The organism is Paenibacillus sp. G34 (assembly GCF_056856875.1).
The window spans coordinates 2,974,989-2,989,311 of record NZ_CM166469.1 but is presented as its reverse complement, the minus strand read 5'-3'; the positions used below and the strand labels follow the sequence as shown (position 1 = coordinate 2,989,311).

The 14,323-nt window shown below is 46.0% G+C and carries 9 protein-coding genes; 3 read left to right on the top strand and 6 right to left on the bottom strand.

Annotation, left to right across the window (positions count from 1 at the left end):
* Positions 1–3: 3 nt before the first annotated feature.
* The 4 genes from AC1VYS_RS13600 to AC1VYS_RS13585 form a co-directional block, all read right to left on the bottom strand.
* Positions 4–927: an AraC family transcriptional regulator gene (locus tag AC1VYS_RS13600; RefSeq protein ID WP_482914696.1), complete on the bottom strand. Its 924-nt coding sequence runs from the start codon at positions 925–927 to the stop codon at positions 4–6.
* 133 nt (positions 928–1,060) lie between these two features.
* Positions 1,061–2,068: a Gfo/Idh/MocA family protein gene (locus AC1VYS_RS13595; protein WP_482914695.1), complete on the bottom strand. Its 1,008-nt coding sequence runs from the start codon at positions 2,066–2,068 to the stop codon at positions 1,061–1,063.
* Positions 2,069–2,326: 258 nt separating this feature from the next.
* Positions 2,327–7,633, bottom strand: coding sequence for a S8 family serine peptidase (locus AC1VYS_RS13590; protein WP_482914694.1), 5,307 nt, complete (start codon positions 7,631–7,633; stop codon positions 2,327–2,329).
* A gap of 746 nt (positions 7,634–8,379) precedes the next feature.
* A complete protein-coding gene (locus AC1VYS_RS13585; RefSeq protein WP_482914693.1) occupies positions 8,380–9,837 on the bottom strand; it encodes an alpha-L-fucosidase in 1,458 nt (485 codons plus the stop codon).
* A gap of 120 nt (positions 9,838–9,957) precedes the next feature.
* Between AC1VYS_RS13585 and AC1VYS_RS13580 the strand changes: the two genes are divergently transcribed.
* Both AC1VYS_RS13580 and AC1VYS_RS13575 read left to right on the top strand, forming a co-directional pair.
* Positions 9,958–10,794: an AraC family transcriptional regulator gene (locus AC1VYS_RS13580; protein WP_482934527.1), complete on the top strand. Its 837-nt coding sequence runs from the start codon at positions 9,958–9,960 to the stop codon at positions 10,792–10,794.
* Positions 10,795–10,891: 97 nt separating this feature from the next.
* Complete coding sequence (locus tag AC1VYS_RS13575; RefSeq protein WP_482914691.1) at positions 10,892–11,029, top strand: hypothetical protein; 138 nt, start codon at positions 10,892–10,894, stop codon at positions 11,027–11,029.
* 158 nt (positions 11,030–11,187) lie between these two features.
* On the opposite strand, the gene AC1VYS_RS13570 is transcribed toward AC1VYS_RS13575, so the two are convergent.
* Entirely contained in the window at positions 11,188–11,481 is a 294-nt protein-coding gene (locus AC1VYS_RS13570; RefSeq protein WP_482914690.1) for a DUF3817 domain-containing protein, read from the bottom strand.
* A 209-nt stretch (positions 11,482–11,690) separates the two neighbouring features.
* Positions 11,691–12,659: a LacI family DNA-binding transcriptional regulator gene (locus AC1VYS_RS13565; protein ID WP_482914689.1), complete on the bottom strand. Its 969-nt coding sequence runs from the start codon at positions 12,657–12,659 to the stop codon at positions 11,691–11,693.
* 166 nt (positions 12,660–12,825) lie between these two features.
* Here AC1VYS_RS13565 and AC1VYS_RS13560 point away from each other — a divergent pair, with 166 nt between their 5' ends.
* A complete protein-coding gene (locus tag AC1VYS_RS13560; protein ID WP_482914688.1) occupies positions 12,826–14,259 on the top strand; it encodes a glycoside hydrolase family 1 protein in 1,434 nt (477 codons plus the stop codon).
* Positions 14,260–14,323 lie beyond the last annotated feature (64 nt).

The window sequence follows — 14,323 nt, the reverse complement described above, 5'->3', positions numbered from 1 at the left end:
CCCTCACTTTAGTATTGGTTGTTTCATTTTGCGAAAAGCCGACGGGGTTATCCCGAGGCGTTTACGAAACACAGCATGTAAATAATTCGCGTTGTTGAAACCGGAAGCGAGCGCAATCTGTTCAATGGATTCGTTGCTCTCCTGTAGATTACGACACACCGCACGCAGGCGAATATCCTCCAGCACACGACTGAACGGCTTACCTGGCTGCATCTGATTAAAAATTCGTTGCAATTGACGGCTGCTAATATTCAGCTTCTCAGCAACTTGCTCCAATGTCACTGCAGAAGCGTGATTGGCCTCCATATATTGAACGGCATATTCGTATCGGTACACCGTCATATCCCTTACGGGTGCTTCGGCTCGAATCCCGCCAGTATCATAAGCGCGCACCGTTTTTAGTAAAATGCTAACGACCAGCTGTTTAATTGAGGTATAATATCCGACCAGCTTGTGATCACACGCTTCATAGGCTTCAAGAAAACAGAGCATCGCCCGATGATAATCCTGAACCGGGGCATGTGGAAGTGTTCTCAGTTTTTCCATCGTTTCCTCTGATTCCGCAACTTCCCATGGATCAACATGCTCTCTTGGTTTATACACGATATCCACATGTAGACACAGCTCATCCATATCCCGCTCGGCATCGGCCTCCTGGTAATGGACAACCCCCGGCCCTGTGAGATAGAGCATACCTTCTGATAGTGCATGGGATTGCTCGTCAATAATAACCTTGCCTTTTCCTTTAGGAATAAAATGAAACTCATACTCCGCATGGTTATGAAAATCGACAATCCGTCCCGCGGGAAACGTCGTCAGATGAAATCGCAGCACACGAATCTCGTAATGCCCCCATACCACGGTAATGTCAAGCCGCTCCAGGAGATCCTGCCGATCAAGCATTTTCTCATACGGGTACAGACTCAAGACGCCTTCCTCCTTAACGCCTTACAGGAGTAATTTATATAAGTTGAACTAACAGATTTTACACAGTCCACTCCGATGACGTGTAAATACATCATTCAACTTTAATCCAATCTAATCCTGTAGGGCCCTCTTATCAAAAACTTTGCAACTCAGTCAGCGCAATTCGTCTACCTTCCTTCGCTGAGCGATTAGCGGCTTCCATCAAACGAGTTAATTCCATCGCCATGTTGATGTTGGTGCTGTCTTCTGTATCATTTTGAATATGGGATACCCATTGATTGAATGCGCTTTCTACATTTTCAGCAACAGGAAGTTCGGTCCAATCCGTATACTGTCCTTCTGCTGCTTTCGTGCGGATCAACAATTTTGGCTCAGGCGTGCCATATAACAACGTGCCCTCCGTGCCGTGTACTTCAATCGCAAAAGGCGAGTGACTGTTCACAAACCCAGCTTCCACCACACCGATCGCTCCTGATGCTGTCGAAAGGGTTGCCACTGCGTTATCTTCAACTTCTTTGCCTGTGATATAACCAAAGTTTGCATTCACGTCTATCACTTCCTGATTCAGAAACAATCGCGTTAAATACATCGGGTGACAGCCTAGATCAATCATTGCCCCGCCCTGACAGTCCTGTAAACTATAAAAATGTTGCGGCAGCCAGTCCGTGATGGCTCCATCATGTGATAATCGTGTCCTCACATAAGTAACTTGGCCGAGTAATCCGCGCTCCAGCACATCTTGAATAGTGGCTGTATAACCCGCATATAGACGGGGAAGAGAGACGGTCATTTTGACCTGATTTGACTTAACTTCTCTCAGGATAGCATTCGATTCCGCTTGTGTAGCAGCGATAACCTTTTCAGTAAAAATATGTTTGCCTGCCTTGACAGCAGCCGTAATTACTTCTTCATGTAGACGTGTGGGCGCATCCACAATTACCGCATCAATGTCGTCTTGGGCCAGCATATCCGCAAGCGATGCATAAAAAGGCACGTTCAAACGATCAGCAGCTTGCTGCCCACGTTCCGGATCTTCATCCCATACGGCTGCCATCACCGTATCCTCATGTTCCTGTGCTTGCTTGATGTAGTCCCATGCATGAACATGCCACAAACTGATTTTGCCGATTCGAATAGTCACGAATGTCTTCCCTCCATAGTATATAATATTCTGACAATGTATCTATAAGGTATCACATGATTCATCTATTTTTAATCGAAACTCACGACAATTCGTATATAAAATTACGACATACAGATCCCCACTTGCAAAAGTATGTGAACCAGACAAAAAACGACAAGCCCTGATTTCAGGCTTGCCGCTTCTAATGCGATAACAATATCTAGAGTAAGTGATTCCTTTAAATCCCTTTTTCAGTACGCCTATCTACGGCTCATCTCATGGCTCAACACTTTCAGCAGGAGTAGAACCTCCATTCGTTTGTTCCGATTCCAAATCACTCCCTGCCTCAGTTCCCTTCTCTGGAACAGGCTGCTCCTCCACTTCTTCTTGTGCAGCACGAACAAACAGTCGTCCGGCGGCTTGAGCCTCGGCTTTATTGCCTGCGGCATCCTGTGCCCGGATCACAATGACTCCACCTTCAAGCACAAGATTAGCAGGCGTTGTGTAGGAGCCCGTGTACACACCCGGTTCTGTCTCCACCAGCGGCACCTCTCCCGCACCGTCGACGTTCAGATTCAGAGGCAATTGAACTCGGAAAGAGGCTTGCAATCCCGCTTTGCTTTTGAATGAAACGTTGACACTTTCTCCTGATGTAATTCGTACATCTTGGGCTGGTGTGATATCGGTAAGTTCAGGTACTTCCGTTTCCACATAAACCTTACGTGTTACCGTCGTTTTATTTCCGGCAAGATCGCTTGCCACAATTGTAATGATGTTTTCGCCCTTGTTCACCAGTACACGATGACTGAACTTTTTGTCTCTATCGACTTGCACGGTCTGACCATTCACGGTGACTTTGTCGAGGAATTGCTCCACCACGCTACCTGTCACATGAACAACCTCGGTATTAATCCGGCTTCCTTCCGCTGGACTGACAACGTTTACCTGAGGTTTGGTCTCATCAAGAATGATAATGACTGGAAGTGAACGATCTGTCGTTTTACCATTAATGACAGCTTCTGCGGTAATCACATTGACGCCAGCCCGCAGCTTCACTCCATAAGAGAATTTTCCGTTATTTACGGTTGTTGTTCCTGCAGCATCCTTGCCATTGTAAAACTTGATCTGTGCTCCAGAAGCAGGAGATGTTCCAGCGATCGTAAAGGTGGACTGGTTGGTATACGTATTCGCTGGTGTTGTAAGCACCGGAGCATTTACCGGATATTGAACCACCGCGCGGATCATATAGTTCCCCTCTTCAGCAGGTGAAGCACTCCATGCCCCGCTTACTCGCTGCCAGCTTCGGGCTGCATAAGTCCCATCCTCGTCGGTAGCCAGACCAGGAGCAGCTGTACCCGCTAAACTTTGAATATAAACGATGTAGAAATCACCGGTCACAATAATTGGCTCAGGGAACTCAACTGAAGTCCACTGATCATTCCGCAGTGCCGTCCCATTGAATGGTCCGGCAAGCTTTTTACCTGGTGCTCCACCAGCGCCCGATGCATCATAAACCGCGTATTGGAAAGCAGTTCCTCCAGGTACAGGCCACTCCGTATTCCAGAATCGGAACGAAGCTCCCGTGATTTGCGCTGTTTCAAGCTCAGGGGTCATTCGGACGGCCCACGCATTATCAGCAGCATTAAATGCTCTTGCATTCTCTGCTGTACCGTCGTCATAAGCAATTTCGCCAGGGAAACCGATAAATGGTTTCAAGGTAATATTACTCTCGACTGTGCCATTGCCCGGTACCGTCACCGTAACTTTTTTGCTGTAATAGTCTGCCGCACGAACCGACAACGTGTAACTTCCCTCCAGCACTTGAAGCGTAAAGCTTCCGTCCGTTCCTGTACGAACCTCTGCTACTTTAGCATCCTCCACAACAAGCACAGAGGCATCCGCTATCGGTTGACCAGAGCGTTCATCTTTAACTACCCCTTTGATCTGTCCATAAGGGATCGTTTCCAGATTGAAATTGGCTTTGGCTCCACCGCCATCCGTGATGGTCACCGTTTTCGTTTGCGGATAATAACCGTATGCCTCTGCTTTTAAGGTATACTCTCCTGCAACATGTGTGAAGCTGTACTTCCCTGTAGACGAGTCTGTTTTCACAGAACGTCCCGTCTCAAGCACAGTAACGGTTGCACTCGCCGGCAGACTTTGTGGCTGAACGGAACCTGTTCCCGGTTTGAGGACATCAGGCTCCTGTTGTTTCGTCTGATTAAACTCTGCTTTATCTGTTCGCGTAACTTTGTACCATGGATTATCATAGTCCGGCTTAGGTTTGTCACTTGAAAGCACAACGGCTTCATCCTTTGTTACCGTTGGCGTAGCAACACCCAGTACACGGAAATCATCGATAAACCAGCCCGTTCTCACCACGCTGTTATCCGAGGTTAATCGGAAACGGAATTGAACTTCGTTTCCCGTCAGTGCATCCAGTCCATAGAAGACAGGCGTCCACTGTTTTCCGTTGGTGTTATGCGAGAATTTGCCGAGTTCCGTCCAGGTTGTTCCTCCATCTTTGGTTGCTTCGACATAACCGAAGTCATATCCACCTTCAATCTCATACCAGTGATTAAACGTAAGTGTCGCATCAGAGACATCCGTCAAATCAATCACCGGGGATACCAGCGAGTAGTTGGAACCATTCTCATACGTGTTGTCGAGATCGGTTGCCCACACATTAGGCGGGGATACCGCACTTAAAGGTCCAGTTAACGGGATACCTCGCTCCCACTCATCCTTGGTTCCGGCGTGTGTCCAACCGTTATCATCGTTTCCATCAAACGAATCGATATAAATATCTTCAGGCACCTCTACGGTAATGGAAACTTCATTCGATTTCTCACTTTCGTTACCACTATAGTCACGTGCCGCCACAGTGTAATAATACGTTGTGTTCGACTCCGTAGCCGTATCCGTAAATGTGGTTTTCTTCACCGTACCGACAGCCTCATAACCGGAACCAGCCGTTTCAGAACGATAAACCACATAAGACTCAAGATCCTCATCCTCCGAACCCGTCCAGTTCAGGGTTACGTTACCCAAAATATCCGCTCTTGCGGACAAAGCTGAAGGCGTTTCTGGAGCGATATCATCCAGTTCCTGCACTGCAAAGTCATCGATATACCAGCCAGCTTTCTGAACTGTAGCATCACTGGTCAGATTAAACTGGATGAACACCTGCTGTCCTGCATATTCGCGAAGATCAATAAACTGTGTTTTCCATCCTCCACTAGCTCCTGTGTAACTAAGCAGTTCCTCAAATACATAGTCGTTATCTTCAGAAGCAATGTATACCTTGCCAAAATCGAGATTATTCTCAATATCATACCAATGTTTGAATGTTAACAATGCCCCTTCAGGGCTATCTGTCAGGTCAATCGGCGGAGCAAGCAAGTACGCGTTGCTGTTAGGCAGATACGTGCCTTGCAGATTGGTAGCAATCACTTTCTCACCTGAATAAGCAGCCTTAGGTCCGCTTACAGGTTCACCCCAAACCCAGGTGCTTCCTGTGCCGCCCGTGGTAAAGCCAAGCTGATCTGCTTCAAAATCCTGCAAATATCCAGGCTTCACACCATTAGATACAGCAATGCTATATACCTCGCTCTCAAATCCATTGTTGCCATAATCATTCACTCGAATGTAATACTCCACGCCTTCTGGCTCAATCAGGAAAGCTGGAATTGTCGCTGTGTAAGTACCTGCTTTCGTGTCTCCTTCAATCCGGCTCATTGGCAGATAGACATACTGCTTCGTACCTTTGGTTCTGGCAAAAGCTTCAACGGAAACCACCGCAACATTATCTGTCACATGTGCCGTTAAAGGAATATCCAGACCCGTAAACGCCGTATTGACTGGCGTGTGCTGCAACACCGGCTCTTCCAGATCATCTCCAGCCGTGACCACTCTTCCGGAGACGGTTCCGATGCCTTCCAGAACCGATCCGACCGCATCAAGCGCGTTAATGATTCCGTGACCATAACCGTTGTTCGGGGTAACCGGAAATTTACCATCGGTTCGCGGTGTCGCCGTATCCATGATGATCTGTTCCAGCTGATCCACGTTAAGAGAGTGATTCGCTTGAAGCAATAATGCAGCGAGCGCCGTCGTATGCGGACCTGCCATGGATGTGCCGTTCCATCCACCTTCATATGTACCTCCAGGCACGGCTGAACGAATGTTCACGCCAGGGGCGGATACTTCTGGTTTGATCTCATTATACGGGGATGGTCCCAGCAATGAGAATGAACCTAAATTGCCGTTAATATCGGTTGCTCCTGTAGCAAAACTCTCAGGATAGTTCGCTGGATTCGCGACTGAAGCTGGGCCTCCCGGATTGGTCAAGGTTGTATTTCCCGCAGAAAATTCAGGGAAAATCTGAGCATCACGCCAAGCCTGAACCATCGGTCTGAACCATTCATCGAGCCCTGCGCCTCCGCCCCATGAATTATTTACGACGTCCGGTGCGAGTTCAGGATGCAGGTTGCCTTCGGCATCCACTGGAGCAATGAGCCATTGTCCACCATCGAGAATAATGGCATCCGTTGTTTCCGGATTAAAAATACGAACTCCGATCCACTTTGCACCAGGTGCAACGCCGATCTTATTCGTGCCGTTTGCTTCAGAACCAACCATCGTTCCCATCGTGTGGGTACCGTGTCCATCCCCATCAGCAGGAAGAGTTGCCCGGCTATGCGGATCGTACCAGCTGAGCTCTGGATCAACAACGTTGCCCGAAGCGTCCAGACCGCGCCATTTACTGCGAAGTGCAGGATGCGTGTAATCCACACCACTGTCCAGATTGGCAACAACGATGCCTGTTCCGTCAATGCCTCGCTCCCATACTGCAGGTGCATTGATGTAGTCAATGTTCCATTCCACATTTTCCGTCTGCTTTTTTACGCTTGAATCCACTTCCTTGGTAGCAGACCCTTGAGAAGCGGAGTCTTTCGTTGCTGGTTGCTCTTTGACCGGCGGCTCTTTAGCCGGTGATTGTACTGAATCCTTGGCTGGTGCCACACTTGCTGGCTGTTTGTTCACTTCCGCCTTATCCAGATATCGCGTTTCGTTAGGTAGAATTTTCTCTACCTCTGGCAGTAACGCAATTTGCTCCATCACTTCTTTGGTACTGGTCACTGCTAGAGAATTCACGATAAAAAAACTTTTATATTCTTTGACCTTACCCAGGTCAATTTCCTTTTCAAGATAATTCTCGATCGAATATTGCGTCCGTGAGGCGGTTTCGCGAAGTGAACTCACTACAGAGTTCCGCACAGACAGCTTGGTTGCCGAAGGGGTTTCTTTGGCAATCGTTGCTTTTTCCATCGCTTGTTTGGAGACATCCTTGGTGTCCACCTGTTCCTTCATTTTGACAAGATAGGTTACATATTCGCTGCCTTCGAATGCTTTGGTCAGTTTGGGATTCACTTTGGACGTTGAAATCTCAGCCCGGCTGGACTTCATATCGATTTTGGATGAGGATGAGTTCTGTGCAGCAACCGGAAGTGCCATTGAAAATGCAAGGAGAAGCGAGAGTCCCATGGAGACGGGCTTGCGTAACGGTTTTAATTTAATCAAACTTTTCCACTCCTTTTACCCTGCTTTATAGTTTGGTCTAGTACAAGTACCCTTCTCTGTGAAAGAATTGAATCGTTGATCTGTAGCAATCAAGTTAGAATCATAAGACGCTCCGACTTACTTTGCTTTTCATTTCACATACTGCCTCACCTCCTTTACAGGTCCGGTTAGGAAAATTCAGGGACTGTGTTGATATAATTGGCCATAGGTCAAAATTATTGCGTGCAAAGAAATGTTATCTTGGTGAGATAAGAAACGCTTTGGCTGGGGGTATAATCATTCGTGTGGGTCTGCATAAGTGAGAGACTGTGATTTCTATAAGTATTCATGTGGAGGTTATTCAGGAGCGTTAGCAGTAAGCTTGCCATGAAGTGGAAAAGTGAATCCGGATGACGCTTGCGGGTTGGTTGGAAGAATACATCTTAAATTACATATAAAAGTTAAATTTAGGTTTTAATTGGATTTTATTGGTATAGTATAGATTCAAAGTTCGATACACGCAAGACCTTTATTTGAAAATATTAGAAAATAAGTCTATATCATGCTTTTATAAGCCTTTTGTCTCTAACCATTCCTTCTTCAACTTACGCAATTGTGCATAATGTAGGTTGTTTAACTTCAACATCAAGGTCTTTATACCCTCTGTCACCTCAACAGTCATCCTCTCTCAATAAAATACAAAAAAAAAGAACCAGCCTGCTCGCCACCGGTTCTCTCCACAATTAGATTCATCCTTGTAATGACACCTAATTCAGGTCAATTTTAAATACGACAGGTACATTGCTCTTCACACCCGTTGCGGTAATCGTTAATGCATCTTCATTACGCTCCCAAACCGGCCGTTCCTCATATCCCAGAATCTGAACTTTCTCAATGATGCCATGAAAATGCGAAGACCCTTCGCTCAGCGATTTAATGTGCACAATTCCATTATCCGGGTATACCATTACCGTGGCATACAAACTGCTGCCTTTCACCGTAAAACGGATATCTTCACTTGTAAAAATCTTCGTATCCCCATCCGTGAATTGCCCTTCCTTCACCTCTGTAGGCCCTTCACCATACGTACGCCAGTACGTGGTCCCGTAGATCGCCTCTCCATTGACCTCCAGCCACTTCCCGATGTGGACCAGGATATCCCGATCCTCGTCTGGAATCGTTCCGTCTGCCCGTGGCCCAATGTTGAGCAGAAGACTTCCATTTTTGCTGACGATGTCCACGAGATCCCGTATGATCTCTTCTGCCGTTTTATAATCGTTGTTTTCAGTATAACACCAGGAATTTCTCGCAACTGCGGTATCCGTCTGCCAAAAATAAGGCTTCAGCTCCGCAAATTGTCCACGCTCCACATCAGGGACCGCCGTGCCAAACATGAATGCATCATGCTTATAATTGATGGCAACCGGAATGCCCCATTCCTCGCCTTTATTATAATAATACGCAGCAAACTTTTGGAGATATGGCTTGAACGCCGCCGTTTGAATCCACCAGTCAAAATAGAATACTCTTGGTTGGTACTCATCTACCAGTTCACAACATCGAATGAGCCAATCCTCCAGATATTCGTCTGAAGGTGGCGAGCCGTAAATATCTTGATGATGTGGCTCCGGCATGGCAGGCCAATAGAAATCCCCGCACTTCATCGGCTCTTGGATATCGGAATCAAATTCCTTTCCATGAGACATGAAAAACCAGTGCTCGGCTCGGTGGGACGACACACAGAAGGTCAGCCCCTGCTTCTCATAGGCGGCTTTCATCTCGCCAAGCACATCACGTTTGGGTCCCATTTCATATGTGTTATAGTGAGAGATAGAACTCTTGTACATCTGGAAACCGTCATGATGCTCTGCAACCGGCATAACATATTTTGCACCTGCTTGTTTGAATAAAGCTGCCCATTCATCTGCATCGAACCTCTCTGCCTTAAACATCGGGATGAAGTCCTTATATCCAAATTCCTTATGATTCCCATACACCTCAAGGTGGTGTTCATAGGCCTTGGACCCTTGGATGTACATATTACGTGAGTACCACTCACTATCATAAGCCGGAACCGAATACACGCCCCAATGGATGAAAATGCCGAATTTCGCCTGTTGATACCACTCGGGAACGACGATTTCACGAAGTGAAGTCCAGTTATCCTTGAATTTCCCATTGGCAATCCTGGCCTCGATCTGCTTCAAATATTCGTTTTTGTCCATGTGCTGTTCCCCATCCTTCCCTAGTTGACTACATTTGTATTGTAGTGTAGCAGGATACCGATGCACATGCAGAACGTTAACGATTAGATGGACGATAATAACTTTCAGGGAGATATGCTCATGGATCATCACACACTGCTGACCAACTATTTGTCCAATCTGCAAGTGGAGTTGTTTATGGTGAACTATAACCGCTGCGGCCCGCATTGGAGAGATCTGGACTATACCCCGGACTATAGCAAGCTGTATTGGATTTGCGAGGGTGAAGGTTGGCTTAAAATCGGCGATGAGGAATATTACCCCGAGCCAGGACAGCTCATTTTGATGCCAGAAGGGGTAAAGCAATCGTATTCCTCGATCAGTGACAAGCCTTTCCTCAAATACTGGTGTCATTTCTCCGCCAAAGTCGGGGGGATCAATCTGTTTCAGATTCTACAATTTCCGCACGTCGTTAACGTGAGTCAGCCCGAACGCTTTCAAGATATCTTTGACAGTGTGCTAACCTATGCGAATTCCAATGAAGTTTACGCCCATATGATGGCCAAGAGTAAACTGACCGAACTGCTTTCTCATTACATCATGGACCTGGAACTGGATCAGATTACCTATTTAAACGCGCCCGTTGTTGAAAAATTGTCCAGCCTGCTTACCTATATCGATGCACATATCGAAGAGAACATGTCCGTTCAGGATTTGGCTAAGATGCTGCATATGCATCCCAATTATTTCATTCGGTTTTTCAAGCAACAGATGGGTATGCCACCGATTCATTTCATGACCAGTCGAAAAATAGATAAAGCCAAAGAGATGCTTCGCTGTACCTCCCTGACGATGACTCAAATTGCCGACACTCTCGGATTCAGCGATTCGTATTACTTTTCCAGACAGTTCAAGAAACATACCGGGTTAAATCCTACCGAATATCGCAAACAGATGACTGTAACTATAACCACATAAATTTCAAATGCAGTTCAACTCCAAAAAAATCCCCACAAATTTAAATTTTGGATTAAAATGGATGTGTAGCTCATTCTTGCAGAAAGGAGGTTCGTATATGACGAAGAAGACACTCCTGCTCCTTGCTGCCCTGTTTGTTGTTTCCTCATTCTCTGCTTTTGCTTCGGCCGCACCATCAGACAATGGGTCTAGTGTATTATCTGATCGAGAAACGGGAACCGTTAAACCCAAATAACGATTCATCTTTGCATGCTGGACATCTGGTCATACATAATTTATGCATTCGTAAACGTAGCAAAGTATAGAGTTCATACAAAAACAACCTCCTGTTTCTGTTCAGGAGGTTGTTTCGCATTACGTTGCGTTTTGCGTGATGTGTTATACGGTTATACGTTATTGCCAATCTCTCTTCCTGAGATAAGATTCAAACACAAATGTTCCAAAAGGAAGTACCCCCGCCAACAAGCCCATGATCCAAAGTGACACTTTCCATCTTTTGACCAAGCCTAGATGTGCTAGTGCAATGAGATATAGAGGAAATAATATACCATGGATCATACCAAGTACAGCTACAGCTATAGAGATATCGGCGAAGTATTTTAACGGCATTGCAATAAATACTAGCAGCAGAAAGGATATGCCCTCCCAAATACCAGCAATTCTGAATCGACCTGTGACCGTGTTCATTCCGTTTGTTCTCACCTTTCCGCAAGATTGTTTGTGAAATATGTAACTTATGACATGACGCTTTACAACGCTGTATTTCATTCTCACACAACGTATGTAAGCCCTCTCCTAGTATAAAACATGAGCAAGATTCGAATTTACTTTAAATTTGAAGAATTATTGAATAGAATCGATCTGATTCACATCATTCCATATTCGTTACACTCACGCTAAGTTGTTGATCGTTCGATCAACCGATATGCGAGTGATGCCACCTTATGCTCCTCTTTTCCCAATATGGCCCATAGTTGATGAAAAGCCTGCTTCGCCTGCTCGGCAATTGGATTATGGATGGTTGTAAGTTCGAGTACACGCGACAACTCAATATCATCAAATCCCACAATAGCAAGCTGATCTGGAACCCGTATGTTCCGTCTGCGAGCTTCACTCATGATGCCTATTGCCGCATAGTCGTTGGAACAAAGCACTGCTTGCGGCAGCTCGCCTCCGTTGGCCATTCGTCGCAAGGCTATTTCTCCGTCTGATGAAGTGAATACGGAATACTGATAGGCTTCACGCCACACGGGAAGACCTTGGCTTGTCATGAATGTCTCATAGGCTTCGCGGCGGCTTTTCGTATTCAGACTGCCACTCCGGCCAAACACATTCGCAATACGTGTGTAACCTTTGGACACTAGATGCTCCAGCGCCAGTCTATACCCTTGAGCCTGATCCATGGCAATCGAAGGGATCTCTTCATTCCCCATGCGCTGCCAGGAAACCATCGGTCCATATTGCATGTAGGCTTTCAATTCCCCCGGATCATTCACACAAGTCACGATTAATAAACCATCCACACGTTTACTCCGCAAATCCTCGAAGGCTTGCAACTCAATTTTTTTATCACCACGCGACATATAAACAATCGTCTGAAATCCGTAGTCCATCGCGGTATCCATAAATTGGTTAATAAAGGTCAAACTCAGCTCATCAATCATCGCGGTGACAATCCCGATCTGTTTCGTTTGTCCAGTAGATAAAGAAACTGCATTGCGATTCGGTATGTAATCGAGTTCTTTCATAATTTCAGTAATAATACGTCTTGCTTCATCACTAACGTGCGGTGAACGATTAATGACCCGGGATACCGTAGCCCTCGAATAACCCGAGCGTTTCATAATTTCATCAAATTTGGACATTCCGATGCTCCTTTCCTGCGAATAAACGCCAAATATAGTATGCCTCATCTGCTCTGTAAAAGTAAAACTTGACGTGTAACCCGTTACAACGTGTAAGCTTTTTTGGGAGAGAATAAAGTGAACTTCACACACGTTCACCATGAATTAAATGAATGGAGCGATCTATATGAGCAAATCTTCGAATCATACGTATTCATTTCCTGAAAACTTTCTGTGGGGCGGTGCCATTGCGGCGAATCAGGCTGAAGGTGCATACAATCTGGGCGGTAAAGGTTTGTCTACACAAGACGTTGCCCCGCGAGGTGTCATGGGTTCGATTACGGAAGAACCGACGGACGATAACATGAAACTGATCGGTATCGACATGTATCACCGGTATAAGGAAGACGTAAAGCTGTTTGCCGAGATGGGTTTCAAAGTATTCCGCACATCCATCGCATGGTCTCGCATTTTCCCTAAAGGGGACGAGCTAGAGCCGAATGAAGAAGGTTTGCAATTTTATGATAATCTGTTTGATGAATGTCGCAAATACGGTATCGAGCCGCTGGTCACGTTGTCTCACTATGAGACACCTCTGCATCTTGCCAAAGAATACGACGGCTGGGTCAACCGGAAAATGATCGGCTTTTACGAGCGTTATGCAACAACGGTCTTTAATCGATATAAAAACAAAGTCAAGTACTGGCTCACTTTCAACGAAATCAACTCTATTCTTGAATTCCCATTCATGAGCGGAGGCATCTTCACACCTAAGGAGAAGCTGAGCAAACAGGATCTGTATCAAGCCATCCACCACGAACTCGTGGCAAGCGCATCTGCTGTGAAGCTGTGTCATGAGATCATCCCTGATGCTCAGATTGGATGTATGATTTTGAGTATGCCGACGTACCCATTAACTCCGAACCCGGATGATGTCATCAAAGTGATGGAGTATGAACACAGCAACTATTTCTTTGGTGATATGCATGTCCGTGGACGCTACCCTGGGTACATGAAACGTTACTTCCGTGAAAAAGGAATTGAAATTCAGATGGAAGAAGGCGATCAAGAGATATTGCTTAACACTGTGGACTTCATTTCCTTCAGTTATTACATGAGCACATGTCAGACGGCTGATCCTGCTAAACAAGTGGCTGGTGAAGGCAATCTGATCGGCGGTATACCTAATCCGTATTTGCCGGCGAGTGAGTGGGGATGGCAGATTGACCCGCAAGGACTTCGTTATGTATTGAACATGTTCTATGATCGTTACCAGAAACCACTGTTTATCGTTGAAAATGGTCTTGGCGCAGTAGACGAGTTAATTACAAGTCCGAATGGCGAGAAAACCGTTGATGATGATTACCGCATTCAGTATTTGAATGACCATCTCGTTCAGGTTGGTGAAGCATTGGAAGATGGAGTAGACATTATGGGATACACCTCTTGGGGTTGTATCGATGTCGTGAGTGCCTCTACCGCTCAACTGAAAAAGCGTTATGGCTTTATCTACGTAGACCGTCACGATGATGGTTCAGGCACCTTGGAGCGTTATCGTAAGAAATCGTTCCACTGGTACAAAGAGGTCATTAGCAGCAACGGAAAAAGTCTGAAGCGTTAAGCTTTAAATCATAATAAGAGACCTTCTCTTCGGCAACACGAGATCAAGAAATTCGCCACTGTGC